At 48.7% G+C, this 26,351-nt stretch carries 35 protein-coding genes; 4 read left to right on the forward strand and 31 right to left on the reverse strand.

The window, feature by feature from the left end; genetic code table 11:
• Nucleotides 1-3 precede the first annotated feature (3 nt).
• The 8 genes from BCT27_RS01285 to BCT27_RS01320 form a co-directional block, all read right to left on the reverse strand.
• The gene (locus tag BCT27_RS01285) at nucleotides 4-1,476 is read right to left on the reverse strand and encodes a phage tail sheath subtilisin-like domain-containing protein (RefSeq protein WP_241908480.1); all 1,473 of its coding nucleotides are present in this window, start codon (nucleotides 1,474-1,476) and stop codon (nucleotides 4-6) included.
• Nucleotides 1,473-1,697 carry a DUF2635 domain-containing protein gene (locus BCT27_RS25780; protein WP_241908481.1) on the reverse strand — a complete coding sequence of 75 codons (225 nt, stop codon included), beginning with the start codon at nucleotides 1,695-1,697 and terminating at the stop codon, nucleotides 1,473-1,475. The genes BCT27_RS01285 and BCT27_RS25780 overlap by 4 nt, the downstream gene beginning before the upstream one ends.
• Nucleotides 1,694-2,314 carry a hypothetical protein gene (locus BCT27_RS01295; RefSeq protein WP_102394808.1) on the reverse strand — a complete coding sequence of 207 codons (621 nt, stop codon included), beginning with the start codon at nucleotides 2,312-2,314 and terminating at the stop codon, nucleotides 1,694-1,696. Before BCT27_RS01295 ends, BCT27_RS25780 begins: the two co-directional genes overlap by 4 nt.
• Nucleotides 2,311-2,853, reverse strand: coding sequence for a phage virion morphogenesis protein (locus BCT27_RS01300; protein WP_102394809.1), 543 nt, complete (start codon nucleotides 2,851-2,853; stop codon nucleotides 2,311-2,313). The genes BCT27_RS01295 and BCT27_RS01300 overlap by 4 nt, the downstream gene beginning before the upstream one ends.
• Nucleotides 2,853-3,290, reverse strand: a complete 438-nt coding sequence (locus tag BCT27_RS01305) for a gp436 family protein (RefSeq protein WP_102394810.1) — start codon at nucleotides 3,288-3,290, stop codon at nucleotides 2,853-2,855. The genes BCT27_RS01300 and BCT27_RS01305 overlap by 1 nt, the downstream gene beginning before the upstream one ends.
• A 3-nt stretch (nucleotides 3,291-3,293) precedes the next feature.
• On the reverse strand, nucleotides 3,294-3,707 hold the full coding sequence (locus BCT27_RS01310; protein ID WP_102394811.1) for a hypothetical protein: 414 nt from the start codon (nucleotides 3,705-3,707) through the stop codon (nucleotides 3,294-3,296).
• A 66-nt stretch (nucleotides 3,708-3,773) separates the two neighbouring features.
• Nucleotides 3,774-4,661, reverse strand: coding sequence for a Mu-like prophage major head subunit gpT family protein (locus BCT27_RS01315; protein ID WP_102394812.1), 888 nt, complete (start codon nucleotides 4,659-4,661; stop codon nucleotides 3,774-3,776).
• Nucleotides 4,662-4,664: 3 nt separating this feature from the next.
• Nucleotides 4,665-5,630 carry a phage protease gene (locus tag BCT27_RS01320; RefSeq protein ID WP_102394813.1) on the reverse strand — a complete coding sequence of 322 codons (966 nt, stop codon included), beginning with the start codon at nucleotides 5,628-5,630 and terminating at the stop codon, nucleotides 4,665-4,667.
• A gap of 520 nt (nucleotides 5,631-6,150) precedes the next feature.
• On the opposite strand from BCT27_RS01320, the gene BCT27_RS01325 reads away from it, so the two are divergent.
• Nucleotides 6,151-7,056, forward strand: coding sequence for an endonuclease/exonuclease/phosphatase family protein (locus tag BCT27_RS01325; protein WP_102394814.1), 906 nt, complete (start codon nucleotides 6,151-6,153; stop codon nucleotides 7,054-7,056).
• A 9-nt stretch (nucleotides 7,057-7,065) separates the two neighbouring features.
• On the forward strand, nucleotides 7,066-7,518 hold the full coding sequence (locus BCT27_RS01330) for a hypothetical protein (RefSeq protein WP_102394815.1): 453 nt from the start codon (nucleotides 7,066-7,068) through the stop codon (nucleotides 7,516-7,518).
• 198 nt (nucleotides 7,519-7,716) lie between these two features.
• On the opposite strand, the gene BCT27_RS01335 is transcribed toward BCT27_RS01330, so the two are convergent.
• The 22 genes from BCT27_RS01335 to BCT27_RS01440 all read right to left on the reverse strand — a co-directional run bounded on the left by BCT27_RS01335 (nucleotide 7,717) and on the right by BCT27_RS01440 (nucleotide 24,067).
• The gene (locus BCT27_RS01335; protein WP_102394816.1) at nucleotides 7,717-8,472 is read right to left on the reverse strand and encodes a phage head morphogenesis protein; all 756 of its coding nucleotides are present in this window, start codon (nucleotides 8,470-8,472) and stop codon (nucleotides 7,717-7,719) included.
• Nucleotides 8,465-10,021 (reverse strand): DUF935 domain-containing protein, encoded by a 1,557-nt coding sequence (locus BCT27_RS01340; RefSeq protein WP_102394817.1) that lies wholly within the window; start codon nucleotides 10,019-10,021, stop codon nucleotides 8,465-8,467. Before BCT27_RS01340 ends, BCT27_RS01335 begins: the two co-directional genes overlap by 8 nt.
• 9 nt (nucleotides 10,022-10,030) lie before the next feature.
• Nucleotides 10,031-11,617, reverse strand: a complete 1,587-nt coding sequence (locus tag BCT27_RS01345; RefSeq protein ID WP_241908482.1) for a hypothetical protein — start codon at nucleotides 11,615-11,617, stop codon at nucleotides 10,031-10,033.
• On the reverse strand, nucleotides 11,614-12,192 hold the full coding sequence (locus BCT27_RS01350) for a DUF3486 family protein (RefSeq protein WP_062710936.1): 579 nt from the start codon (nucleotides 12,190-12,192) through the stop codon (nucleotides 11,614-11,616). Before BCT27_RS01350 ends, BCT27_RS01345 begins: the two co-directional genes overlap by 4 nt.
• Nucleotides 12,189-12,491, reverse strand: a complete 303-nt coding sequence (locus BCT27_RS01355) for a VpaChn25_0724 family phage protein (protein WP_102394818.1) — start codon at nucleotides 12,489-12,491, stop codon at nucleotides 12,189-12,191. Before BCT27_RS01355 ends, BCT27_RS01350 begins: the two co-directional genes overlap by 4 nt.
• Nucleotides 12,488-12,817, reverse strand: coding sequence for a DUF2730 family protein (locus tag BCT27_RS01360; RefSeq protein WP_102394819.1), 330 nt, complete (start codon nucleotides 12,815-12,817; stop codon nucleotides 12,488-12,490). Before BCT27_RS01360 ends, BCT27_RS01355 begins: the two co-directional genes overlap by 4 nt.
• A complete protein-coding gene (locus BCT27_RS01365; RefSeq protein ID WP_102394820.1) occupies nucleotides 12,814-13,041 on the reverse strand; it encodes a TraR/DksA C4-type zinc finger protein in 228 nt (75 codons plus the stop codon). Before BCT27_RS01365 ends, BCT27_RS01360 begins: the two co-directional genes overlap by 4 nt.
• Nucleotides 13,038-13,649, reverse strand: a complete 612-nt coding sequence (locus BCT27_RS01370; protein ID WP_198597490.1) for a hypothetical protein — start codon at nucleotides 13,647-13,649, stop codon at nucleotides 13,038-13,040. The genes BCT27_RS01365 and BCT27_RS01370 overlap by 4 nt, the downstream gene beginning before the upstream one ends.
• A 12-nt stretch (nucleotides 13,650-13,661) precedes the next feature.
• Nucleotides 13,662-14,186 carry a glycoside hydrolase family 108 protein gene (locus BCT27_RS01375; protein ID WP_102394821.1) on the reverse strand — a complete coding sequence of 175 codons (525 nt, stop codon included), beginning with the start codon at nucleotides 14,184-14,186 and terminating at the stop codon, nucleotides 13,662-13,664.
• Nucleotides 14,187-14,344: 158 nt separating this feature from the next.
• Nucleotides 14,345-14,752, reverse strand: a complete 408-nt coding sequence (locus BCT27_RS01380; RefSeq protein WP_102260790.1) for a Mor transcription activator family protein — start codon at nucleotides 14,750-14,752, stop codon at nucleotides 14,345-14,347.
• 424 nt (nucleotides 14,753-15,176) lie between these two features.
• Complete coding sequence (locus tag BCT27_RS01385) at nucleotides 15,177-16,004, reverse strand: hypothetical protein (RefSeq protein WP_102394822.1); 828 nt, start codon at nucleotides 16,002-16,004, stop codon at nucleotides 15,177-15,179.
• Nucleotides 16,001-16,429, reverse strand: a complete 429-nt coding sequence (locus tag BCT27_RS01390; RefSeq protein ID WP_102394823.1) for a hypothetical protein — start codon at nucleotides 16,427-16,429, stop codon at nucleotides 16,001-16,003. The genes BCT27_RS01385 and BCT27_RS01390 overlap by 4 nt, the downstream gene beginning before the upstream one ends.
• A 3-nt stretch (nucleotides 16,430-16,432) precedes the next feature.
• Complete coding sequence (locus tag BCT27_RS01395; protein WP_102394824.1) at nucleotides 16,433-17,488, reverse strand: hypothetical protein; 1,056 nt, start codon at nucleotides 17,486-17,488, stop codon at nucleotides 16,433-16,435.
• 390 nt (nucleotides 17,489-17,878) lie between these two features.
• Nucleotides 17,879-18,334 (reverse strand): gp16 family protein, encoded by a 456-nt coding sequence (locus BCT27_RS01400; RefSeq protein WP_102394825.1) that lies wholly within the window; start codon nucleotides 18,332-18,334, stop codon nucleotides 17,879-17,881.
• Nucleotides 18,313-18,546 (reverse strand): hypothetical protein, encoded by a 234-nt coding sequence (locus BCT27_RS01405; protein WP_102394826.1) that lies wholly within the window; start codon nucleotides 18,544-18,546, stop codon nucleotides 18,313-18,315. The genes BCT27_RS01400 and BCT27_RS01405 overlap by 22 nt, the downstream gene beginning before the upstream one ends.
• Nucleotides 18,547-18,615: 69 nt before the next feature.
• Nucleotides 18,616-18,879, reverse strand: coding sequence for a hypothetical protein (locus tag BCT27_RS01410; RefSeq protein WP_102394827.1), 264 nt, complete (start codon nucleotides 18,877-18,879; stop codon nucleotides 18,616-18,618).
• Between the two features lie 10 nt (nucleotides 18,880-18,889).
• Entirely contained in the window at nucleotides 18,890-19,501 is a 612-nt protein-coding gene (locus BCT27_RS01415) for a DUF3164 family protein (RefSeq protein ID WP_102394828.1), read from the reverse strand.
• A 1-nt stretch (nucleotide 19,502) separates the two neighbouring features.
• Nucleotides 19,503-19,736 carry a hypothetical protein gene (locus BCT27_RS01420; protein ID WP_133149713.1) on the reverse strand — a complete coding sequence of 78 codons (234 nt, stop codon included), beginning with the start codon at nucleotides 19,734-19,736 and terminating at the stop codon, nucleotides 19,503-19,505.
• A 65-nt stretch (nucleotides 19,737-19,801) separates the two neighbouring features.
• Nucleotides 19,802-20,371, reverse strand: a complete 570-nt coding sequence (locus BCT27_RS01425) for a helix-turn-helix domain-containing protein (protein WP_102394829.1) — start codon at nucleotides 20,369-20,371, stop codon at nucleotides 19,802-19,804.
• The gene (locus BCT27_RS25370; protein WP_133149714.1) at nucleotides 20,358-20,690 is read right to left on the reverse strand and encodes a hypothetical protein; all 333 of its coding nucleotides are present in this window, start codon (nucleotides 20,688-20,690) and stop codon (nucleotides 20,358-20,360) included. Before BCT27_RS25370 ends, BCT27_RS01425 begins: the two co-directional genes overlap by 14 nt.
• Before the next feature lie 310 nt (nucleotides 20,691-21,000).
• The gene (locus tag BCT27_RS01435) at nucleotides 21,001-21,732 is read right to left on the reverse strand and encodes an AAA family ATPase (RefSeq protein WP_062714905.1); all 732 of its coding nucleotides are present in this window, start codon (nucleotides 21,730-21,732) and stop codon (nucleotides 21,001-21,003) included.
• Between the two features lie 115 nt (nucleotides 21,733-21,847).
• Complete coding sequence (locus BCT27_RS01440; RefSeq protein WP_102394830.1) at nucleotides 21,848-24,067, reverse strand: DDE-type integrase/transposase/recombinase; 2,220 nt, start codon at nucleotides 24,065-24,067, stop codon at nucleotides 21,848-21,850.
• Between the two features lie 479 nt (nucleotides 24,068-24,546).
• Between BCT27_RS01440 and BCT27_RS01450 the strand changes: the two genes are divergently transcribed.
• A complete protein-coding gene (locus BCT27_RS01450) occupies nucleotides 24,547-25,269 on the forward strand; it encodes a S24 family peptidase (protein WP_102391440.1) in 723 nt (240 codons plus the stop codon).
• Nucleotides 25,270-25,700: 431 nt separating this feature from the next.
• Here the strand turns inward: BCT27_RS01450 and BCT27_RS01455 are convergent, their stop codons facing one another.
• Nucleotides 25,701-25,937, reverse strand: a complete 237-nt coding sequence (locus tag BCT27_RS01455; RefSeq protein ID WP_133153357.1) for a hypothetical protein — start codon at nucleotides 25,935-25,937, stop codon at nucleotides 25,701-25,703.
• A gap of 136 nt (nucleotides 25,938-26,073) precedes the next feature.
• Here BCT27_RS01455 and BCT27_RS25560 point away from each other — a divergent pair, with 136 nt between their 5' ends.
• The gene (locus BCT27_RS25560) at nucleotides 26,074-26,241 is read left to right on the forward strand and encodes a hypothetical protein (RefSeq protein ID WP_198597491.1); all 168 of its coding nucleotides are present in this window, start codon (nucleotides 26,074-26,076) and stop codon (nucleotides 26,239-26,241) included.
• Nucleotides 26,242-26,351: the final 110 nt, after the last annotated feature.

Below are 26,351 nucleotides of genomic sequence, written 5' to 3' on the forward strand. Positions count from 1 at the left end.
TCCTTACAGCTTGAACTGCACGTTCATGGCCATGATGCGAAGGCCGTTAATCAAATCTGGTGAACACAGCACATTGATGCGGTTGGCGTCTGCGCTGTCGCGGGTGACCTCTAGCTCGGCGTTGTATTGTTCAAAGCCTTCCACCAAGCCTTTCTCTTGCAGCTGCAAAAACACATCGAGCATTTCGGCGCGCAGTATTTTGGGTGTCACGACAGGTTGCCCAGGCTCTAGGCTGTCGAGCACGTCATCGCCCGCCAATTTGTGGCGCGGGAACTTTTGTGTGAAGTGGGCTTTATGGACAAAGCGGAAATAACCGAGTGTCATCGGGGTGGTGATGTCGAGGTAACTCGGATCAGGGCTGCCAAAGGTGTTGACCTGGTACGTGCTGATTTCACGCTCAATCACGCAGCGGTTACCTGCATCGACGTAATAGGTCGCGACACCGTCATGCAGCAACAGGTTGCGCTCTACCAAATCCCAGCGCTCACGCTTCGACGGTGGCAGCAATCCCACCAAAGGCAGGGTTTGCAGGGGCCGCGCGGGATCGATAGCGAGGTGATAGGCCGCTTGCGCCGCATACGCTGCAGCAAACTCCCACGGTGGGTTGGGGGCGGTGTTGGTGCTCATGCAAGTGATCAGATGGTCGTTGCGCGTATTGCCCCAGGTGCCTGTTTCGGCATGGTTGCCGCGAATGGCGGTGTAGCAAACGGCTTCCATCATGCGAAGCGCGCCCCAACGTGCATCGAGTTCAGTGCGAAGGCCATCAAGGAATGCCTGATCGTTAAACGGGCACACGATATGGTTAAACCATTCATCACCCAATGCGCCAATGACGTCACTGGCATCGATATACCCTGCACCGCCGGATAAGGGCGACAGAGTCAGCGATACGCCTGGCGGCAACTGCTCGGTGTCGTAATAATTACAGCGCACATCGATGTCATTGCCCGTGATCCCTTTCCATTTGGCGGTCAGTTTGACGCGGGTGTTTTCGCTGGCTGGAATTTGCGCCGTAACAGGCAATGCGGTCTGTTGGTTGATGGCATTAACGATGGCGGCTGCGATAGCACCTGCAGTGTCGTTGGTGCTCACACCCACTTGCACGCGCTGGCCTGCAATCATGAGTGACAACGTGCCCGCTTGGCTGGCTGAGCCTGTCACCGTGATGGCTTGTCCTGATGAAGCTGCCGTGCCTGAAGTGGGTTCGGCCACGGGCATGGCCCAGGTCTCGGTGTAATTGTTGCCTTTGCGCAATGTCTGCAGCATGGCGGTGAGCATGGCATCGTCACCAAACAGGGCGCGGGCTTGGTCGTCACTGGTGATGCGGTATTGCTCCAAGTCGGTCGCTGTGCCGCCGCTTTGGTGGCCCATCACCAGTATTTTGTGTTGCTGTACCGCGACACCCTGATTGGCATTGGCGTTATCAAAGGCCATGTAAAACAGGGGAACACGCATATCGTTCGGGATGGACATCATTTAGATCCTTTTGGTTTCGCGCTGTCTTTGGCCGTGTCGATGTTGTCTTTTGCAGTATCAATGGCGTCTTCTGGCGCGTTTTGGGTGACAGAGCCATCGCGCACACGGCGGTGCCAGAAGGCGGTCATAACGATAGGCTCACCGTTTTCGTTAAGGTGGCCGCCATCGGGTTTACATACTTTCACCTTTTTATCGGTGGGGTAGAGAGTCACGGTGTTCATTGGGTGTCCTCGGGGCTGGGTGTGTTGTCTTGGCGCATCGCGAAGGTGGCGCTCAACGCGGGGTTATCCTGCGTGGGCGTATCGAGTTGCATGGTCAAAAAATCATCAAGGGTGGACAGGTCAACGGGCACATTAAGGCGACACTCTTGCTGCCAACTGACAGACCAAATCGCGACGCCGATGTTGTCTAGCGCCTCGGTACAGAGGTTCTGCGCGCTGACACGCTCAGGCTGTTTGTAAGCGGTGCGCCCAAGGGCCTGTGACCAATCTTGGCCAGTGATAAACACGGCGAGTTTGCTGCTGATGACTTCTGCGCGCTCGTCACGGTGATGGCCGTAGTGGTCAGTGGTCATGACAAAGGCCACCAAGGAAACCATGCCGACTTGGCTACCCGCTTCGCGGCGCACCTGGCTGACGTTGAGAGCGGCCACGCGGATTGCGCCGTAGTGAGTGACTTCATGTTTCACCGCATCGGGGGTGGCGAAGCGGCCTTTGTGCCGGTTAATGCTGCCGACCTCATCAGGGGCGTCGCCTTTGAACGTGCTAAGGGCCTGCACCACGGCGGCAGTGATGGCCAGTGAGGTGCCTGTGATGTCGAGTTGCGGGCGCGTGCTCATGTCAGAAGGTCTCCGTAAAAGTCACCAATGAGGGCGTACAGGTCTTGGCGGTTCTCGGTGGAAAGTCCCAGGAATTCGCGTTGTGGCACTTTCATGTGGCGCACATGCGCGCCGACCGATTGCCAAACAGGGTGGCGAAGCACCTTGCCAAAGGCTTGGGTGATGCGGCGATGGTGGGCGGCGATGTTGACCGCCCCCTCAAAGCCGTCTTGATGCACGGTGGCATACACCAGAGGCGAGCCCACATGCACCTTATTGCCACGCACCTGAAATTGAATGGAGTCATCGAGTTCGCCGTTTCCCATCAGTAATGAGTGATTACCGTGACGGGTCTTTGCATAGCCGTCTGACCAGCTTTCCCAGGGCGTGCCATCTGGCGCGGTTTTCTCATCGCGAATACGGCGATGAGTTTGGGTTTCGGCTTCTGCGCCGATGAGGGCCAGCAGCTGGCGGCGGTTGCCTGCATCGCTGAGCCTTGCGATATGTTGCTGCAGCCTTTGAAGCTCGGCATCGCCTGTGATGTTGACGGCGATGGCCATTACAGCACCCCGCCTAAATCTTTGCGCATGGCAGGGCGAGAGGCGGCGATGACCTCCGCCTTACCGCTTTGGGTTTCAGCGGGCTTGTCGGCGTTGGGCAAACCAAGATCGCGGCGACCTGCTTGGATGTCTTTCAAGGTACTTATGGCATCGTCGTAGCGCTTTTGTACTAGGTCAGTCACGCTGCTGTCGCGGTCGGCCAGCCAGTAAAAGGCAAGGGAAATGGCCAAGCGGTTGAGCGTGTTGGGTGTGTCGGCAAGCGGCAGTGTAAAGCGCGACAGAAAGCTGTTTATCTCTTCGCTGGCATCGCGCAAGGCGGCAGCCATGGCCACCTCATCGAGGGCGTTGGGGTTGTCTTTTTGGGCGGCCACCGTCCACACAAACGAGGGATCGCGTTCAAGCAAATCTTGCGCGGTGGCATAGACGGTGGCGGTCATGGCTTAGGCTTCCTTTTCGTCTGTTTGCAGGCGTGAAACCACAAGTAAGGGCTCATGTTCAATGCGCTCAAGCGCTGCCATATCAACAAAGACATCGGCATCGTGATGCGCGTGGGCGGTGGTTGGGTCGTCAACCGCATACACTTGCACGCCTTCGTGGGGCCAAAAGCGGCCACAGCGCCAAAACCCATCGACAGAAATAGCTTTGACGAACACGGCAACAAAGGGCACACCTTCAAGGCTTGCCATGATGGCCTCATGGGTGGTTAGGCCGCTTGGCTCGCTATCCGATTGCGATGGCGCAGCGGCAGTGCCAGCAACTTGCGCAGTGTCGGTGTTTGTGGTGTCAGTGGCTTTTTTATTGCTGCCAGTACGTGGCGTTTTGGTTGACGCGGTTGGCTTAAGAACATCGGTCACTGTTTCATCCTCAAAATACAAAGGGGCAAAGGCCGCCTCACGGCCAATGCAAATGGGTTTAGGGGGTTAGCCGAGGTATGGGCTCACGACGACTTTGACGTCTTCGAAATAGGGGTTGCTGCCGCCCCCTTCTTTGATGGCGACATTGATGATCTTTTTCGCCGCCGCGCGGTTACGCGGGCCGACCACCAATTTGGTGGGGCGAATGCCAAGCGGGGTGCCGTTGTTTTTCTTGGTGCCGGACAGCGCTTCAATGGCCTTTTCATAGTTAGACTCGGTCAACGCTGCCTTCGAGCCCACGGCGGTTTGCCAGAAGCCAAAGCCCACGTTTGAACGGCCATCGGTGCCCGCGGCAAGCGCGTTATTGAACCAGGTGAACTCTTCATGGGGGTTCATGTTCTTGAACACGAACGGGCGGCGGTGTTGGTAGATGATGGGTTTGAGCACTTGGGTGTCATCAATCAAAAACCATGGTTCGCCAGTCGAGGTCGGCACGCCAATGATGTTGGAATAGGTGTCGTCTCCCATTGGGTGGTCAGTGTCAAAGAAGTACTGACCATCAAAGCACTGTGTTTGAAAGCCTGCCTTTAACAGCCCATAGGACAGTTCGTCAGGAAACAGCGCCACCTGAAAACCAAAGTTCTTGGCGAGCACGGAATACATGCCAATTTGGTCATCGTCCACGTCTTCACGTTTGACCTTGATGGAGGTCTCCCAGGTTTTGTTTTCGATGGCGTAACCGTGTTTGCCAATGTCGGCCAGCTGACGCTCACCCACCCATTCTTGAATACCAGGAATGTCGGCGAGCCAGCCATAGTTGTTGGCAGAGGTGGAGCTTGGCACTTCGGTGGCGATTTCTTGCCATTGAGGGCTCGCGCTGTCGAGCCCTTGGGTGTATGACGCGCTCATGCCTGTGAACAGGTTTTGAAGGATTTCGGATTGTGACTGTGGCATTGATTACTGCTCCTGCTGGGCGGTTTTGGCGGCTAAGAACTGGTCTTGGGTGAGATGTAACTTGCGGCACATGGCGAGCTCATGCTCATCGAGCTTGGCGCGGCCTTTTGGGGCTTGGGTGTGTCGGCTTTCATCGCTCGCCACCTTGGGAGCCGAGGCCAAAAAGCGGTCGAAGCCTTCGCGGTCACTGCGACACATCGACAGGAACGCGGCTTTATTCGCAGGCGCAATCTTGCCTTCGGTGATGGCGTCATCAATCAGGGCTTCGGTCTCCGCGTCTTGCTGGGCTTTCAGTTCACCTTCTGCCGCTTCGGCGCGGTTTAAGGCCAGTTGATGGGTTTCGACGGGCACAAATTTTTTCAGGTCGGGTTGTTCAGCGCGGTTAAGCGCCAGCTGCGCGTCAGATTTGAGTGCATCAATCGCGGTGACTGCATCGGCGTCAGTTGCCGTGGCAGGGTTGAGCGAAAGCGCTGCAGCGAGCGTGGCAGAGAGTGTCATGGGGTGTTGCTCCTGTTGTTGTCGATTAAGGGCAGGGAGTTCGGTCAAGTTGGGTTTGTTGGTAAAGCCCACGGATTCAATCGCGGTCACGTTGCCTTGGGCATCGTGCAAAAAAGCAGGGGAGTAATAGCGGTATTTGCGCTCTGCAATGATGTCCATGCCTTCACGGTTGAAGGCAACACGGCCCCAAATAGCACCATCACGCACGTCATATTCTTCTACCCAGCCATACGCGGGGGCTTCTTCACCCTTTGGGCCTTTAATGTGGGTGGCGTGTTCAATGTCCCAAGGGGCAGAAGCGGCAGAGTTGAGGACGACGGAATCAGGGGAAGCATTTGACCAGTGGCGACCATCGACACCCGAAAAAGTGCCTGCAGGGATAAGCTCTAGCCAACGCTCATTCGTATCACTTGGTTGTGAAGGGAGTTGGAAACAGAGCGCTAGGTGGCGTGTTTGCGTGATGTCTGGCATTGAGTTGGCCTGCGTTTTGAGTAAACGGTTGAGGCCAGAATAAGCGGGCTGGGGATTGGGTGAGATTTACCGGGGTGGTTGTTTTTTGTCCCGATTCGATAGCTTTGAAAAAATGAGTTTTCAGGAGCCTAAAGAATGAACATTCGAGCTCTGGTATGAGAGATATGAAGTACTATTATATGCACTTTGTGGTACTTTTACGTGGTAAAAATCAGACAGTAATGGCTAGTTGTGTGCCGATAAGCAGAGGGCGGTAGCTTACGTAGAGTTGGGACTGGAGGTGGGTTTAGGCCTTTAAATTATGAACATAAAAAGAGAAGTGATTTCATGGTTGGTTTATCATTTCAATATGAGTGGCCATGGAAGGTATAATTATCATTTACTTTTAAGTTGTTAATCACAACCTACTAAATGAACTAGTGAGTAAATTTGAGAGATGGTCTTTGTTTCATAAAATTTGTTTTTATTGTCAAATTAATTTTTTACTTAGAAGTGATTAAAGTCCAATTGGTGTTTTTAGATGTTGCTTTATAATATAAGGTTCGGTTGGTGGAATGTTGCTCTATCTCCCTCAGCACCTCAAGCTACGACCAAAGCAAATCAAGTGAATTACGCCACCATCTGTATGCATATTAAAACTTTGATGCAAGATAGCGCATGCGATTTTTTGGCATTATGCGAGGTTTCAGAAGCAGATGTTAGGTTTCTTTCAGAGAATTTAGACTTAGATGATATTAGTCTATTAGACCTTACTCAAAAATCTGGTAAAACTAGGTTTGATATGGTTGTTGTTTATAAGAATTGTAAGGTTAAGGTTAGGCATAATTTAACGCTTTCCAAAGTAATCACCGGGAATACAGTAAAGGCAGCTCAGCTAGTAGAGGTCGAAAATATAGATGATTCTAAAATTATATATATTTTTTTATGCCATTGGGCTAGTCGTTTGAATGGTGATGGCGAGGCTCGGAGAGTTGCTGCTGCAAATATGGTATACAGGTCCGCATGCGACCTTATGGAAGATGGGAAGGATGTTATAGTCATGGGAGATTTCAATGATAATCCTTATGATGAAAGTGTTAATAAATGTCTAAAGGCAAGTCGATGTCATGATGCAGTAAAAAAATATCCGAACGAGTATTTTTATAATCCTTTTTGGCGGAGTTTGGTTTCGGAATATAAATATAGCCACCTAGGTGCATCCACTGTATATCGTTCGGGCAGCCATAAGTTTAAACAGTTTCTCGGCACTATCTGGCATTCATATGATCAGATAGTAGTGTCTGGCAGTTTCCTCACTAATGGTTACTGGCATTTGAACGAATTCAGAACAGAAATAATGACTCCAAGTGGAATACTTGCAGACTTTGAAGATAAAAAGAATTTTATTGATCATCTCCCGATTGTATGCGAAATAACTAGAGTATAGGAATGTAAAATGTCATTTAATTTTGGTGTTCTCTTAAATCAAGGTAAAGAAGCTGCAGATTTGGTTACTGAAAATAGGAGGCAAGTAAGAGAGGTCTTTAATAAGTTAAATGATGCTCTGTCAGAATTCTTAGGTCTTGATATTACTTTGGCGGAAGAGGTTGAGTATGAACATCATGATTCAGCAATGCATCTTCGAGTTTTAGTAAGTCTAGGTGAAAGAAAAAAAACTGGCTATGATAAGATTTTAATAAAACATGAAATTTCTGGAGTTGAAAAGAAATTAATGATGATTAAGCGTTCAGCGGATGGCTATCCCATAACTGTAGTTCATGAGAAAAATCATTACGTGGCAGATAACCAAGATGAGTTTGCCGGTGCTATAGGTTTAGTGCTGTCAAGCTCTCAAACTCATTTGATGTTTAATTCATTTAGACGCTTAGTTCGTGAAAAGGGGGTGTGAAATTTTAGGTTATTTATGATTTAAGCTATTTATTAAATTATTATTCAAATGGTCATCGTGAAACTGGTGAGATTCAATGCTACAACTAATCTAGATGGCTTTAAGCGCAGCCTTTGTTTACAGCCCGTTTAAATCCCACCACAATCGTTTAAGCACTCACCACCCACCCAACCGCACCACTAAACGACAAAGAGGCGCTTAGCGCGCCTCCTGTTGCTTTTCCTGAAATTGCCTTTTGAGTTCATTTTGTCGGCTCCCTGGGTTGTAGTTCCAACCAGGGTCGATGCCTTTCGGCACGCGCTCCACTTCTCCCGTTCGTTTGTTCAGCCAATCCCTTTCTTCCAGCGCTGGCGCATGGGTGCTGTATTGGCCTGAAGCAATCAATCTATCTGCTTCGCGTTGACTCAGTTGGCGCACCCTGCATTTGCAGCCCCAGCCATTGGGCGGCATATGGGTTTGCCACCAAGGGTGGTCTGCAGGGAGGATGATCCCCGCCCAGGCTTGGTGGTCTTTTCGGTGCTCTCGGCTTGGCCCCAATTCGTACAGCAAAAAAGGGTGAGTAGCTTTGGTGCGCTCGATGCGTTCCCATTGGCCTGCAGCGCGGGCGGTGCGCATGTTGGTGCGGTAAATGGTTTTTAAACGGGCATCACTGCCGAGCTTTACCGCTTTAATCTCGCCATCAAAAGGGTCGCGGGCCAGCTGCTCGCCCCACCATCCTTTTTGTATCAGGTAGGGCTTGAGGCTTTCGGCGAACTGCTTGAAGGTGTGGCCTTCTTCGAGTGCGATGGTCAGTGCTTCTTTAACATCGTCGAGTATGTCGAGTTGCATCATCTTGGCCACAGTGAAGGCGGCGTTGTGCTCGTCCTTCCACACGTCGGCATGATGAAAGCCGACCTTTAACCCTTTGGCCTTTAGATAGGCCAAGGCTTCTGCAGGGATGATGCCATTATCCATCGGTCAAATCTCCTAGCGCGCGGGCTTGCCAGCATAGGGCGGCAAGTTGTTCCGCAAAGGCGCTGGCATCGAGTTCGCTCGCGATGTCGTTTAAGGCCAGGTTGAACGCCTCGAAGCTGTCGGCCTGTTTGGCGGCGTCTAAGATGGGGTTAAGTATCGGCGCGCTGACGGCTTCCCACTCGTTTAAGCCACTGTTCACCAATTCATCAATTTCGGCTTCGGTATCGAGGGCAGGCAGGGCGCGATTGAGTGCCAGCTGCTGGCGGTTGAGCGCGGGTGTATCGATAGGTTGATTGTTGACGGCATGCAGCAGTTCGCCGTCGTCTTCGGGGTCAGACAGGCCAACACGGTCGCGTACCTCGGAGGCTTGGACTTTCATCCCTCTATCTATAAGCGGGATAATCGCTTCCACCCAGGCTTTGATGTCTTCGCTTTCTTCGAGCTTGATGATGATGCGCGGGTACTGTTTTTGCTGCCCCCAGTTCATGTCGATGAAAGGTTTCACCAGATGCGCGTTTAAGGTATTGGCCAGTTGGCGGGCATCCCAGTTAATGATGTCCTGGCGCACTTCGTTGTGTACTTTGGCTTGGCTCTGGCTTGAACCATCATCCGTGGTCATGGTTTGGCCCAGCACGGCTTTGGAAATCTGGCGGTCGGCCCATTCTGCCATGTTCTCAAACAGCGTATCGCCGCCACTGCCTTTGGCGGTTTCCACCATCTCAATTTGCATGGATTCAGGAATGGCCGCGCCCGCATCGCTGGCGATGGTCGCAATGGCATTAATCAGGGTGCGAATGTCTTCATCAGAGGCGTTGCTGTGGTATTTCCCGACACGAATGGGCATGCCAAACACTTCAGCGAAGGCCCACCAATCTCTGACGGTGAAGGATTTCAGCATATACATCACGGCCACGACACGGGCGAGGCCCGCGCGCAGCCAATGGCCGGACTTCATGCGCGGCAAGTGAACCAGATACTTATTCGGGGCCAAGGGTTCACCGTCGCTTGGGCTGTCATCAGTGACTAAGCGCAGTTCGCTTTGCGTATCCTCGTCCAAGCGGATAAAGCGCGGGTCTACCCATTTGTACTCGTAAGGCTGCCAAGGGGTGTCCGTGGTGTCCCACAGCATTTCGACCAGGCCAATGCCTTTGCCGAGGCCGTCGAGCAAATCAAACACGCAATCTTCCCACTGAGGGTGGCGCAGCAGTTGGCGCACTGCTTCGGCGAGTTCCTGGTCTTGTTCGTCATCGCTGGCCGCTTCTACGGCCGGGCTTAATGAGGCGGCGGCGAGTTTGCGCGTAGACAGCACCGAGCGGTAATGGGTGTCGCGCTCTTCCATTTCTTCTGCGAGCACAAAGTAATCTTCCGCTTGGCCGTTGATGGCATTGCGCAGCACATTGGCCAGGCGCGCGGGGGTGAGATAACTGGCGATAGAATGGGTCGCCATGGGGCGGCGCACACTGGTGACATGGGCGCGGCTATGGTGCGCCTGCAGCTCCTCTTTTTCTTCCCGAGTAAACGGCTTATTGGTAGCGGGGTTGATTATCATGGCGCTCTCCTAAAGCAGGCCACCGCGCATGCCTTTGAGGCCACGGGTGTGAGTGAACTGGCGGCGGGTGTCTTCGTGCAGGTTGCGGTTGTTTTCGTCTTCGACAATGCGGTGCAATTCATAGCGGCGGCATTCCTCTTTTGAAGCGAGGTAGGCCAGAAAAATGGCAATCGCGGAATCGCCGTGGCGTTGACGGCCGTCGCTGGATTTGGTACGGGCATCATCAATGCTTGGCACGCCGCGAATCATTTGAATGGACGAGAAGTCATTAATGACATCTTCGTTCTTTGGCATTTGTAATTCATCATCTTCAAAAGCGGCTTTAAAACTTGGCATGTTCTCGCGGTAATAGGCCGTCGATAACATCACCTGTTCCACTTCCGCCCCGTATTTCTCTGCCGCTTGCTCGGCCAAATATTGGCCATTGCCTCGGGCATCGAGTTTGATGCCATCACGACGGGGCAGACGGTCAGCAATGTAATACAGCACTTGTTCTTGTTGTTTAAACGGCACATTAAACAGTTCAACCAAAAACGGAATTTGCCGTTGGGTATTGGGCATTACAGTACACGGGGCAAAGACGGTTAAATCGCCCGAACGGGCAAAGTCTTCCCCAAGGGTATGGCGAAGGTGTGTGGGTAAATCATCAAGCAGGGACTTAACGTTTTTATTTAACCATTCGGCAATGTCCAATGCGCGTAAACGTTCGGGCAAGGCATTAAAGGCTGCAGAGCCGTTAAAATGCACCACGTTATTATCGAGCACGGCAGCGCGCTCGCGATAACTGCGCGGGATATACACGCCCGAGCCAGATTTAGGCACACAGAAGTATTCTTCTAATGCATCTTCTTCGGTGGCCGTGGCTTTTAATAAGCCTGCAATCCAACGGTCTTCTTCTTCTTGGCTCCATGTTTTGCCACTCACTTGGCAAATGCGTTGATATAACCCATCGCCACAGGCATCACTCAAGGTAATGGTGTGCACGCTGTAATCTTTTTTCCCTGCGCGGCTTTGTTGGATCAGTTCATTAAATTGATTATCTGTGCCGTTATGGGTGGAAATAAGGCGGACTTTGCAGCCCCACATGGTTAATGCGAGCGCCGCTTTTAATACTTCGGCCAAGCGTTCATGAAAGGCGGCTTCATCAATGGTCACATTGCCTTGCATGCCGCGAAGGTTTGACGGGTTAGAAGACAGGGCTTGGACTTTAAAGCCGGACGCGAAATAAATGACGTAGGTGAGAATGTCTTTGTCTTCTTCCTCGATGACTTCTTCGCATATTTCCCCTGCGGCTTTATCAAAGGCTTTGGCCCACATCGCGACCGCATCAATAAACTCGCGCGCCATTTCTTTATTCGAGCCGACATAAAAATGATGACACCCGCCATGGGTTTTACTTTTTGACGTGGTCAGCGAAGCATCACACGCTTCGGCCCAGGTGATACCGGTTCGACGGGATTTCTCTGCAATCTTGAGTTGGGAGTCATCCTCTATCCAATATTTTTGGTAGGGCAATAAGACTTCATTATTGTCGTACTGATAATGAAGGTGCGAAACAGCAGCTGCTATGGGAGAGCGGGCGTCGTTCATCATCATGACGATAACCCCAATATTTGATTACGAATGGTGGTGGCCCCTTCTTTGGTGAGGCCCAACGTTTTGGCGGTTTTCTCTGCGGTGCTTGCCGCTTCTTCCATGGCTTGTTTTCGAATTTCCTTTTCGAGTTTCACGCTGCCACTTTGCGCTTCCTGCAAACGCTTAATGGCCAGCGATAACACTGAAAGGGTTTTAGGGTCGAGCGGTTCATTCTCTTCCAGCGCTTTCATCTGAATATCGAATATTTGGCTTTTACCAATTTCAATCAGGCTGCGGGCAATGTCGGTTTGCGGTGTTTCCCCAAATTGTTTTACCCATTGCTGGGTCAGCTGCTGCGCTTGCTGATAACGCGCCATGCCTTTATGAAAACTCTGCGAATAACGGCTTAACCCATTGCGGCTTATCTTCTGGTCTTCGGGAAGGTCAAATTCATCAATGAGCGCATTAATTTGTTCGCGGATTGCCGTTTGTGGCATTTTGCCTTCACGCAGCAAGATATTAAGTTGGGTTTTAATGTCGTCCGGCAATTGGTCTATTTTGCTGATGCGGTTTTTGGTGTGCGCAGTCTCCGTCATGTTATTCCCCCTGGACGTGGGCGTTTTATATCGGGGTGCTTGGCTTGGCCTAATGCGATATCAATGCCGCGCTGGGTAATGCGTGCCACTTGGGTGCCTGCGACATCGCGCAGCGTGACCAATTGCTGCTCAGCGAGCCAACTTAATTCTGTGCGCACTAAATCGCGGCTTACATTGTGGCCATAGGCATCGAGGGCAGAATCAATGATCGAATCGTTGGCCTCGTAGCCAGGCATTTCATTGAGGACGCGCAACATCACCAAGCGGCGGTCTTGTTGTAGCAATGTGTGCAATGTCATCCGTTCTTTTCCTTGAGTTCATTTTCAAGCAGCAGGTTGCTGATGCGGTCGAGCCCTTCGAGCTTGGGGCGTATTTCCCGAATGTCTCCGCGCAGCTTTTCAATGCTGAGTTTGAGGCCCGATATCTCATCGTGGTCGGGCAGCTTTTCGACGTGTTTTTGCAGCGCCACATGGCGCGATGCCAATTGGGTGTGCGCCTCTTTTATCGACTGCAGTTCTTCTTTGCGAGCAAAGGTTTTAATCAATACAAAGCAGGCCAGAAGAAACAGCACATTGAGCACAGTGGCCAAGATGGGCCACCAGGTACGGATAAGCTCTAACGTCATTCACGCCCCCTTTGTTCGTGGTCGCGCTGGCAATCAATGCAGCGCGCGGCACTGGGCTCGGCATCGATGCGCTCAGCAGGGATTAATTCCCCACAGCGGATACACCAGTGATTGCCTTGCTCATCGATGTCGGGTGTATCCCGATGGCGGTGTTGATGGGCGTTAAGCAGGGCGCTTTCAAATATCTCGTCGCTGATTTGGGCGCGGTCGGCCATGTCGGTCATCGTGCCCCCTTAACGCGCTGCGTTTTAAGGGTGGTTAAACCCTGTTTAAACGCGTTTTTAATGGCGGTGGTGTGGCCGCGTTTGTCCATGGTGCGCCATCCCATGTAGGTCAGGAACGGGGCAATCAAGATGCCTGCAAATTCCATGTTCGCGCCGTTGCCTTTGTCAAAGGCAGCAAGCGCATCAAACGCAAAGATGTAAGCGATACAGGCATAGAGTGAGAGCCGCGCGCCTTTGGGGCGGGTGTGACGGACATACTTATCTTCTGCCGTATCCCCCGCGCGAATGGTGGTTTGGGTTTCGCTGTGCTCGGCTTGTTTGTCGTTCAGCTGTAATTCCAAGCGGCGGTTCTTCTCTTTCTCTAGCTCAGACTTGATTTTCTCAAGCTCAACCAGGGCATCTGGCGGCAGTTGCGCCACCAGTTGCTCGACTTTCTGCGCCTTGGCAGCTTTGCCGTTAACGCTGTTATCAACATGGTCAACCAAGTTGGCCAGGTCTTTGGCGACGTCTTCGGTTTTGCCGCCGAACAGAGAACCAATGCCGCGAAGCACGGCGGGGCCAAATTCCGTGGCAAGGCTTGCGACGGTGGCAATGGTAGCTAATGCCATGGTGCTGCCTCCTTATGCCAGGGTGATGGCTTCTAATGCCAGTTCATCAATGCGGTTAAACCAGCCATTGAGAAAGCGGCGCTGTTTCGGCTTGCGGCCAACCAGCCTGGCGTAAAAGCGCGCACGCTCAAGGCTGAAACGGGTGACGAGCACTGAGGGTGGGGCGCATTCCGTGGCGGCGATGGTTTTTGGGCCTGCTTGGCCATCGTCCATGACACCCACGGCGCGCTGCAGCTGCTTCACCGCATTGCGCTTACCGTGCTGAACGGCAGCATCAAACAACATAAAGGCGGCTTTATCGGGCAGCTTGTCGCAGCCTGTACGCAGCCAGAAATCGCGGTGATAGATGGCGATAGCGTCATCAATGGTGAGTGCCGCAATATCAACCTCGGGGTAACTGCGTTTGCTGATACCAAATTGGGTTTCGCCGCCTGCATCAAGCGGGTCGTTCACGTAGCCCCCTTCGCGCTCAAGCACGAAATGCACCGCGTGACAAAACGACGGGGAATAGGGGGTGTTGCTAGAAAGGGTGTTCATGACAGAAACCTCGTTGTGTGGTTGCTGTCAGGTTATGGATTCAGGCGAAGGTGGGCGGATTACCCTTGGTGATTGTTTTTGCGCAGATAAAAAAAGGCCCCACAGTGTGGGGCGTAAAGTTGGCAAAAAGGCGGTGCGTTGAAATATTTGGGGAGCTATCAACCAAACAAGTCGGGTTGCCTTTTTGTTATCTCCATCTTACGCATGCGGGCGCATACTTCGTAAATGGTTTTCTCTGTGACGTCGTAGCGCCTCGCAAGAACTTTTGTATTCGTGCCGTTGAATTCATTCCAGATGTGCATGTCTCGAATTTGTTGGCGCAATCTATCGCCCCGAGGCAAATACACCTGCATGCCGCCCATGTACTCACCGATATCCAAAACGCACTCAAGCGCGAGTTCAGGAATGTCGATCCCGCGCTTACTCAGCCGCTGCTGCAGCACGCCATGCAATTCGAGCAAGATGGTTGGCCAAGCATTGTGCTCATCCGGCAGATGGTCGAGGTGTTCGAGCAGGGATGGGTTTAGTTGCCCATCCCCGAACAGGTCAGTTTGCTTTGTTTTCATGAGAGCCCCATTTCACCTTTTTTCGTTGATACCTCTATTGCAGATGGATCAAAAAGGATCGTCAATGGTGGATTTCACGTTTAGCGTGGGAGTGGGGGAGGGGGAGAGAGTAGGTAGAGGCTAACTATATGGTATTTTTAGTATTAAGTATTCTCTCATTTCCAACGGATTTACTTATACGAGGCAAACTGTGTTGTTCGAGTGGCGTTACTCGTTCTTACTACACTACAAAATTGCACAGGACAGAAATGATTTAGAGCTATAGTTCCAAGCCGTTAGAGTCGGATAATCTGATTTTGAGAAATATCTAATTCGTTACAGTCTCCAACTAATCATATCTGTAGGAAAATGAGGTCACAAACGGCTTAGAGTTAAAACATTAAGCCGCTGGATAAGGTCGAGTAAGGTTTAGCAGGGATTCATATTATTTTTTCGTTTTTGTATCTCGGAACATTAATGAAAGAGCTTGCTTTACTTCTTCTGTGTCAATGTCCTCAGGAGTCGAGGCTATGCTTCGGTCATAAATATCTCTTAGCTTTAGTTCCGCTGAGAGTTTTCTTATCTTTGCCGCCTTGGAGCCACTTTTATCTGCTGGTTGATAAGCTAAGTTGCAAAAAAAATGTCGTACGAGAATGTCGGAACCGCGATCCAATGTAACTTTGGTATCTACAACATGCTCACTTCTATCTATGAGCTTGTGTGTGTTCATGAAGTTTGTAATTCCTTCTCTAAATTCTTCCTCGACAATGTTTTCGACGTAGTGATTCCAATTTCCAGACGAAGATAAAAACTCTAACCAAGCTTCAATTTTTTTACGATATTGGCCAGTCTGAATGTATACAAGTAAGCCTGCTCGTTTATCTCGTTTAGCATACCTTGTTAGGAGTTGAAGTATCCCTTCAAAAACTTTGTCATTGGAAGTTAACCTCTTAGCTTCTGCTATCCATTCATGACCATAGCCTTTTACTACAAGATCGACTGCCCCGCCTTTACGTTTTACTTGGCTTTCTACATCTAAATACTCAGTGGCATTGAGTTGGCGGACTAGTGCACTTGTGATGCTGTCTTCACTACTCTCTAAGAAGTGGTCCGCATCATTCTCTAATGCTTCAAGTTGAAGGGCAATTTTATCATAGACAATAGCGATGAAATCTTCGTATTCCATCGATTGCATTGTTGGCAATGCTGCTTGCGCTAATTTTGTCGTTGAAACTCGGGCGTTGATTAATCTAAATAATTCAACTTCAGTCATGCATTTCTTATCTCAGGATGAATGAAACAAGAAAAACCCAATCTGTTTTGATCGAAGTCCTTTATCTCACGTCCATCTCTATCGACTGGCGGTAGGTCATGAGTTTTGGCTTCAAAATATGATTCAGATGTTACTTGTATGGCATCACTATTATCGAATGGGTAGTAACAAAACTGTAGGGAAAAAATCTTTACAGACTTAGATGAAAGGAATAAAACACTATCAATGAGCCCTTCAAGGTCCATAGATTTTGATGCTTCCAGTAGTTCAACGATCGAATAGTATGTTCTATTAGGGTGCTGTTCGATAGAGTTTAAGATGTTGACAATCAAACTGTGATTATCTTTGCCATGAGTTAGGTGTCGAGCCGCCTCGATTTTCTCCATAAGCAGTGTGAGGTTTACCTTTCCAGTAATTCGGCTCATCTGTTAAGACCTTGATAGTATAGTATTTATGATATTTGAAAGCATTAGGCTATCTTTAGGTTCTTTTATCACAATGCTTTCGCATTTGTTGGCATCCCAATCTGTTCTGGTTGGATCGAACGATAGTTCCATTTCAAAATCATTATGATTAGGGTAAAGATAGCGCAATGTAATTTGAAATGGATGGTAAGTATTGCCATTAGCACTAACATCATGCTTTGCGAGTTCAGGCCTGCAGCAGTGCCCTGGATCATTACAAGCACTTGAGGTGTGATGCGGTTTTTCCTCAAATGTTGCCACTCTGCCCCAACTTACTCTGCCAGCGTTTTGATCGTCATAAAGTGATTTGATAGCCTTGAAAAAATTCACAGGATTACCGTCCACTTTTCCGCCTCTAATATCGACGTCATTGACAAATGCAATTTTTAATTGTTTGAGCTCGTCGCTAGTATCACTTTTGCGTATCTCACATGAAAGTCGATACTCTACTCTATCGCTCTTATGTGGAACAAAAACAGTGTGAAATACTTGAGAGTAAACAAGCTTATAGGTGGTTGGTTTTATTCGAACTGAAGAATAAATTAGAGCATAGCCCCCGTTTGAATCTGTTATTTTACAAAGCCTTGTGCCGGTTTCGTGCGAAATTCCATCTTGGAAATTGAATTTAGATGGATATAGATTTGCTGCTTGTGAGTTTATTAATGTTGGAATACCCGCACCAGCTATTTGTATTCTCAACAAAGTTGCGGTGGTGCTGTCTAACGCAACGATTTCATAGCGATGGTTAGCGCAGGATAAGAAACGATCAATTGCATCTGCTAGTGCGTTTGTAGTGCAGCGAGCTTTACTAGCTTCTGTGGACTCTATATCTGTTTTGATACGCTCTTTCAAAGTTCCCCAACGACCCGATGTACTGAACCCCATTGTTTCAAGAAGATGACAGAAATAAGTTATCCCTTCAGTCTGTCCGACTGAAGCGAGTAGCTTATCTAGCATGACATTTGTTGCTGGTTGAGAAGTCGACTGTGGCGAAATCGTTTGAATGTTTACTGAGCCCATGCTTATCTTGATTTTTTGTCCATTGATTTGATTATATTACCTTGATTGTAACTAATGTTGAATCAGTATTTTCAATATTGAGACATTGGCAGTGGGGCGGTTCTTTTGATTTAAGTGTTTAAATTTTAAGCTATTTAATCAGGTTTTGTTGTGCGATTTCCTCGTTGGCACATCCCCCCTCATGTTGGAAGCTTTCTTTACCGCCACCACCTTGATAGATATAACTGCGAAAGTAATTTGTATAAGAAAATGTAATTTAATTGGAAGAGAGCGTTATGTAATCAATTGAGACGTTTAAGCTCGTTTTACAGCTGAAACTACCTAGACCGATTTAGAAGGAATAACTATATCGTATTTGAGAACTGACAGATTGAATGCAAACTAAACCAGTCAACTCTTCATTCTGTTAAGCCATTGTTTTAATGCTTCAATTACACGAAAGGCTTGCTCATCATCACACCAAGCAATATGGTCAACCCCCTTGCCATTCTGGCGCTTGGTCATCCTACGCACATAGGCATCAAGCGCCGTTTCTGACCCATCACGAATAATCCCTTCCTTGGCCATGGTGATCCAAAGCGCCCGAATCTTTGAAATGACGTCGGGCTTTCCCTGTGTTTTTGGGCTTAGACGTTTCTTTGGTTGCTTGGGGTTGTTGCTTTTCTTGCGCTTGAATCCCTGACGTTCTATTGCACTCAACACTTTGTCTAGTTCATCTACTCTCATTACTTTGCAGCTGTCGCTGCCTGTTTCCCGTTTAAGCAATGCGCGGTAGGTGTCATCGTCTAACTGAAGTTCACGTTTACCGACGTGTATGAGTTGAATTAGGCGTATTCGTTGCTGCATGGTTCTTTCTCCTTAATCCACCATTCTGAAACCGCACCGAGTTGTGCGTATTCGACTGCGATCAATTCGTCGTTGAGGATATAGCTGTATGTGATGGAGCAGGGCGGGGCATCGAATACCGTTACGGTTGCATCTTTGGTTAATGCCTCGGCTTCGATGGTAGTAGCCCGTTTAAAGCCAATTAATGGGATGTTTAAACGCGGTTTATACATGGATTATTGCCATTCTAAATGCGTGAAAAAAGCCCCGTTTGCTTGGGCATTCGGGGCTGAGGGTATTTGCTATTCAGTCTCTTCAAGTACTGGCGGTTTGTGCGTCATGCCGAGCAGGTATAGCAGCATGTCTGCCGCGCCGCGTTGGTAGAGTGCTTCGCTGTTCGCCGCATCGCTTTGAACTGTGCGTAACAGCAACACCAGGTCTTCTGTTGAGTGCTTCCTTAGTGCTTTTTCAAAGAAGGCGATGCGTTGCTCACCCAAATCGATATCTTCAGGCCCTCGCACGTTGGGAGTAATGATATCCAACGTCGTGTTGAGTCTACGGTGCATGGTTCCCCCCTTATAGCTTTGCTATGTCGAGTGGAATTTGACGGTAGCTGTCATCGCTGTTGCGTTCATACAAACGCAGATAACTGCTTGTGCCTGTGACCTGAATGGAATCCGCAATAGCCTCCATCGCTTCGTTCCATTGTTCATCGTCGATATCGAGTTGGCGTAAGGACAGCACTTGGTTTACATCGATACGGCCTTGCTTGTTAACGCGGAACGCATGATCGACCAGTGCTTTGATGTGGTCGTTGACGTTTTCACTCCAACGGTTGATGCAGGCATCGATGAGGGTTTTGGCGGCCTGAATGCGCTCATCAAACACGCGGTGTTCGCCTTTGGCGCGTACGAGCTTATAACGGCCATCGAAACTCATTAACGTAACATTTCCTTTTGTTCCACCATATTTCACGTCATAGGCTTCTGCGGATAGGTCAACAAAGTCGGTGACTTCATTCATCGCAAGCAACTTAAACGCGGCTAACGCTTGCTGCTGTTGACGGGCCGCGGTGACAACGTTTTGAACCAGGTCATCACGGATCAGATCAATCGGTTTGATTTGGCTTTCTGGCACCATGTGACCTTGAGCGTTTACGCGATAACCTTGTGGAATTTGAACTGTCATATTAATCCTCCCAGACGACACAGCAGCCAGAGTGACGCGCAGCGCGAATGCGGCGAGTCAGGCCATTTACGGTTTCAGTGATTTCAACGCTTCGGTGCTGAAGTTCCGGCACGGGTGCATCAACGTGTACCACTAACGTTTTCTCGGTTTGTACAGTTCGAGTGACCTTGCAGTTGAGTTTCTGCAAGGTTCTCAACAGGTGTTTCACCTGATATTGCGGATTCAAATCTTTCATCTTGAATACCTCACTCCATGAATTGAGTTTCAACCTTTTATTACCTTCTGGCTGATTCACGGTGTTCATTGTTTTATCAGTCGGTTGTATCGATTCCCGACGGCTATGAGCTCACGTTTAAGCAACTCGATATAGAGGCGGTGGTAATTCCCCTTCATGCTCTCAGAGTCGGTCTTTGCCTGTCGCTCTAAGCGGGCGCAAACAGCAGCTGCGTCGTATTGACGTACTTTTGTTTGCTCACTGCTTGATTGGCGACAGAGCCTGTCTGACTGTTGCTTTGCATTTTTGGACTCAATACTTAGGCGAATAGGCGTGCTTAAACGCTCTTCAAGTTGGCTATTCGGGCAACCACTGCGGCAAGCTTTCCATAAACGGATCGCATTTGGTGTGCTGCCTACATGCTTCGCGTTCTGGTGTGCGAGGCATTTATGCTTAGGGATTTCGCCTAGGACGGGACACACAACGGTGTGCCCCATGTAGACGCTTTCCACCAAGCTTTGCACTCGCTGCATGTTGCCTTGGTATTTGCCGTTAAGGACTTGAGAGATCATCGCCTTGGATACGCCCATAGCATTGGCGACGCTGTTTAGCGAAGTGTCAGCCACTTGCTTTCTTAGTTCGTCAAGCCATGTCATTGGTCATATCCTCCTTGCTTGAACAATGCTGCTTTTGCCTTTCTTTTAGTGGAACTTGAAAGGGGTAAAGTTTTTGCTCGTTCTGATCCCAGCAGCCTTCTCTGCGCACAATTGGTGCGAGTCGGCCTGTATCCCTAATGAGTAGCCATTCAATCTCTTTACCTTGAGAAGGGCTCAAGCGCTTCTTCTCGGGTTTTCTTGAGCGTTCAACAACAAAACCGGATTTGTTCAGATAGATCAGGTAATTTCTTGCTGTGCTTTCCTCAACATCAATGGATGACACCAAATCAGAAACCGTAAACTTCCTGCCTATCTTCATGTTGTTCCATAACTTTTGACGTTTTGTTTTTTGATGCCTGTATCTGATTTTTGAGCCTATTCGCCCTCGTTGCCCCCAGACGGGCTCTGCAGATTCATCGACAGAAAAGCGCTTTGGATAACGCGTTTTGCCTTTGGATTTTTTTTGAATAACCCAACCTTTTTTGAGCCATGTGTTTAGGCTGTCTCTGCAATGCGTTATGTTTATTCCCGTTGCAGTTGAGATGTCTCTGGCGGAGCTGTTTGGATGGTCTTGAAGCCATTTCCAAGCAGTTTCTCGCAGGTTGCTACTAGCCATTTCGCAACCTCCATCAGTTTCGTGCCACTGTCATGAACAAATCCAGGCTTGAAATATCATCCATGGTGACAACGCCATCGGGGGGAGGGTTACCATTCACAGAGCGCTCAATTTTGCTGAGGGCCGAGAGAATGGTTCTAACAACGCCACGGGACTTCACACGGATATGATCGAGAACTGCATCATCGAGTTGGATGTGCTCATCGATCTCCATGAGTTCATAAGCGAAGGTGGCGACGTCTTGTAAATCTGCGGGTTTAAATTCGACCCACTCACTGATGCGGTTGTGAAGCTGTTTACGGTGGGAGATACGGCGGGCAATTTCTTCCATGCCGACTAAGACAACAGGTTGTTCCGTGTTGTCGTAAATATCGCGGAAAGACTCCATGATCTTTTTACTTCCAACGACATAGTCGGCTTCATCCACAAACAGACTGAATTCATTTCTGCGAACGCACTCGATAATGGAATCAAGAGTTTGGTAAGCGCGTCCGGTAGAAACGAGGCCACATTCTTTGGCGATGCGATTCAGAATGCTTGTCGGGGTATCACTCGCACAGCAGCGAACGTATACGCCGTTAGTGGTATCGAGGTTAAAAAGGTATTGAAGGGCGGTAGTTTTACCAAACCCACTTTCGCCGTGAATTAACCCCATTCCAGGAACAATTTGTGAGCGGGTGAGTAGGTTCTCAAGCAGTGCCATGGCGGCTGAGACGTTTTTTACATCGACAATTTTATTTCTCATGTCTATGATACCTTATGATTATGGTTGCTCTGTTGGAGCGGTCTATCAGGCTCACAATCTCTGTGAAAGATTGTGAGCCATCCCTTCTTACTTCAGGCGTTACCCAAAGCAAAAATCACTTAGCCAACCGACGAGATTTCCCGCCGGATTCAATATATTTTTGTATCTGTGGGGCCGTGAGTTGATGTGTGCGCATGTAGTTTTTGAACCACTTTTGCTGCCTCTCATCTAGCTCGTCACCGTTGATGATGATGTCTGCCATATCCCAGGCTATTTCGCGTTCTCCTTTTAGCATTCGAGCCTCTTGCGCTGCAGTACGCTCGGTTTGTTTTCTCCGTTGTTCCCTGTGGCGTTCAATTGCTTCGAGCTCCGCATTGCTGCGTTCTGTTGATGACTTCACGCCTGCTTTTTCTAAGGCGGTGAGTAATTCGTTGTTGTGTTCGATGCTTTCTTTTGGAAATGGCACCGTATTGTTCTTTGCTTTCGCTTGAGCAATAGCTTCGGCAGCCAAATCATCAATGCCGAACTCCTCGGAATAACGCTTCATGTCGCGCTTAAATTGACGTAACTGTTTTTCGGTTTTGCGTCTGGCTTCGATGAAGGCTTGAGGGCTGATTTCACGGCCTATCAAGTCAGCGTTGACGGCCTCGATACACTCGCCATCTCCATGGATTGGATACAGGTAGGCTCTGGCTACATCACAGGGGTCGAGATACACATTAACGCGCTGGCGCATGTACTTTTCTTCCTGTAATTCAGGGGCACGATAAATCAGTTTGTTGATCTGTACGCCGCCACGACGAATGCTTTTCTCACCTGCAAAGTTCAAGAGGGCATCCAGTGCACGAGGTTCGGGGATAAACTGTGGTTTGTAGTTGGTGTTTTGATATTGCTGGTATGGGCTTAGGCCATCCAAACCGCTGTGAGGCTTTTGGTGGTAATAGTGCTCTAGCCAGTCGTCCATAAACTGCTGCATTTCATTCGGCGTCATGCCCAACTCAAGCGCATCTTCATGCCGTTTCTTTTTGCCATCACCAATCCTGGCTGCAAAAGCATGGCAGGCTTCAATGAGCTCTCTGTCTTTTACGCTATGCCCAATGTAGTTAGGCATGACTTCAACAACACCGCCTTGGAACGTGCCAAAGAAGCGTTCAATAAAGGGCTTTTCCCATCCAGAGAAGGGCGTTGCTCGCATGTGTTTTACGCCTAGAGACATAAAAACAGCGCGAGATTTGTTGGCTATATAGTCACTGCCGTTATCGGTTTTGATAACGCCTTCGGGATTAGGTAAACCCCAATCGAGGATCGCTTTGCGCATCAATAGGCAAATGGCTTCTGCCGTTGACGTTGGCGCAAGTAACATCTTTACGCGACGTGTGAAAACATCGATGCAAGCCACAATGGAGTAGCGAACGAGCTTACCGTCTACCTTCAACATTACATCTGTGGGTGTTGAATCCATTTCCCAAAGATCGTTAGGTTGGCTGACCCATGAATCATGGTCATGAATTAAACCGCGTTCCTTGCCATAGAAGCTTTTGTGGTCAACAGCGAAGGTATGTTTGCCTTGATTTGAATTAACCCAGTTTTGAATCCAACGGCGAAAGCTGGATGCGGCAGGGATGACCCAATCTGCTTTGACTTTCTCTTTCTGGACGAGTGCATATTCCCTCATTTTGTATGGCTGAGTTTTAAAGTGAGGGCGTGCGATCAGCAAGGTGACACAAAACTGCTCAAGATCTGGCTGCTGACAAATAATACTGTCACCTCGGCGCTGACTTTTACGGCGGGTTAGGCTGCAAATCCCTTCACTTTTGAGTGTGCTTTCCCAACGATCTATCGTTGCGCGGCTTACTTTACTTATCAGCTCATAGACTTTGGGACCTATAGGAAGCGTTTGGTCTTGGTACGCAGAAATAAAACTTGCGTGTCCTTCCACCAATTTACCTTGAAACGCAGCAATGAAATTTTGACGAGTTTCAACGATCGATAGTCGGGCAAAGGCTATTTCTTTATCCTTTTCCGGCAGTGTATTTAGAAGCTTGATTGAGTCAGATGAGAGCTTATAACCCCTGACCAATTCGACTTTGTCATTGTGGTCAAGTTGAGATGCAAGAATCGCCGCGGCGCGTTCTCCATCGTTTTGGCGGATTACATCTTTTGCTAACTTTGCGATGGCTGTGCTCGGTAAAGAACTGATATGGAATTCACAGCCTTTTACATGAGCTCGATTTCGCGTTACCCATTTTTCTCGCTGAGCTTTTTTTCTTACGCCTCGATCAGTAAGACTCAGGAGCTCTGCGACTTCTATACTCGTAAACCATTCTTTATTCATCCTTACACCCCGCTAGGTCTACTCCCAAAGTCTCTGATAAATCATGCATAATCTTCTTTGCGAGTTTTCGCTTAGGGCTTATTTCTTTTTCAGGAGCAAAGCGTTCTATGCAATGCAAAACCGTTCGTGGGTGGTACCCATGAGCTATAGCCCATGATCGAACGGTCCATCTCTTTGATCTCAAAGCCCCTTGTACCTCATAGGCTGTTTGGATTTGATAGGTAGCTTGTGTTTTCATTGGGTTATCCCATGCTAATATGTTTCCCAATTGGCATGTTGCACGATTGGACTATTAGACACTAGAGCATGACAAAAGGACATTCAATGTCATAAAGGACACTTTTTGGTGTTTTTTAATATCAGTGTGATTTTTGTCACACTGTCTGTTCGTCTTAAATATGATTAAATGCCAGCAGAAAATAGTGGCTTTTCTTTTTAAGGCACTGATAGATAAATGAAATAATGAGAAAGATGTTCATATGACAGCAGATGAAGATAAATTGGGAATTACCCAAAAGCAGGTTGAGCAGTTTCACGAAAGGCTACTTACTCTGATTGGCTCTGAAGTCAAAAAAGACTTTGCTGAAAAAGTTGGGCTTACTTACAGCGGTCTTAGAAAATATCTTCCTCCTAATAATTCAAAACCTACATTAGATAAACTCGTCGCGATCTCGCGATATAAGAACGTAAACCTTGAATGGCTCGCAACAGGGCTTGGCCCCAAAGACTCTGAAACAGGTCAGCATTCATTACCTGGTGAGCTAGGCGATGTTCTTGTTTCTAGCGATGGTGATGTGTTTGAACTTGTTGATGGATATCACCTAGCGCTTGACGGAACAGAAGGCGATTGGGAAAGTCAGCAGGTTAGAAGAAAGCTGGCATTTAGGAAAAAATGGTTGGAATGGCGCGGATTAAAATCTGATGATCTAAAGATATATTTCGTGCAGGGGCCTTCAGATAGTGGATCTATTCGAAATGGTGACAGCGTCATGTTGGACACCTCTGATACCAGGCCATCGGATGGCGTATTTGCCATTAAGGTCAGTGGAAGTATTTTGATCCGAAGGCTGTACCTTAAAATTGATGGTGGGGCTGATATCTACATAGAAAATAAGAGTGAGCCCGAGGAAAACGTTTCTAAGGAAGAGCTTGATAACATAGAGTTTGTTGGTCGAGTTGTGTGGCTTGGAAAAGATATGTGAGTAGGCTTTCTGCTGCGCTGAAAAGTCTAAAAGAGAATCGGAACTGCCTAGTTCCTTTTCTAACCATTGAGCAAGCTGTTCTTACAGAAGTTAAAATCTTTAATTTCAATATGATACGTCGTAATCACCCTGTTTGGAGAGAATCGGAACTTAGATCCGATTCTAAAACCGCTTAGTTTGAAATGTCGAATCTTCATAAATGCAAAGGAACCGCATTTTTACTGTCTTTAAACCCCATTTAAACGAGATCCGATTCTCAATCTATCCGGCTAGGAAAAACTGCTATGTTCGCGAAACGGCTAAATTCTTACCAGATTAAGCGAATTCATTGAATTCCAGCCTACTCTCTGTAACTCCATGTTCCCAAAGATTTATCCCACGAATTCCTACTTGATCCCACCAGTTCCCAATTTCTCATTACATGTGGTGGGTTACACAAAGTAACCATCGCATCGGGCACTTTCACGGCGCTGCTGTTTTTGTACGTCTGCTATCATCGAACCAAGCCTTAGCTCTAAAAAGTAATCCTCGTTACATTTAGCAAGCTCTTTGTCTATGGGTTTTGGCACCACGTTTTCAATGGATTTTTTACGTGAGCGGGTGATTAGCACGTAACTGGCGACGGAGACGATGAGGAGTATGGCGATGGAAAGAGAAATGACGGTCACGATGAAAAGTCCATGGTAGCGAAGTGCCAATAGATTGCGCCAACATGTTGAGCGTTGTCGAGCAACATGGCGTTGATTTCAGGGAAACCAAGCAAAAGTATTTAGACTAAAATCGAAGAAGGTAGAGCTTGCCTAGATGAATAGGAAAGTGATTGTGCTTCTTGTGTTTAGCGTGTGCATTCAAGCCATTACTGAGGGGTCGCAACATGACAGACGGACAATGGGTATTTATCGGATTTGGGTTGGTGTTGATTGTGACGGCGGGAGTCTTGTTGCTAACACGCAAATCCTGAAAGACGTATAGCCTCACCAACGCCAAACAATGCATCAAAACCAAGCCACTATGTTGGGGGTTTAACGCTGAGAAACAGTCGAAAAATACCCAATAACAGATTTTCACGTCATTTGCGTACT

This window comes from Enterovibrio norvegicus, from assembly GCF_002876705.1.
Classification (GTDB): Bacteria; Pseudomonadota; Gammaproteobacteria; order Enterobacterales; family Vibrionaceae; genus Enterovibrio; species Enterovibrio norvegicus_B.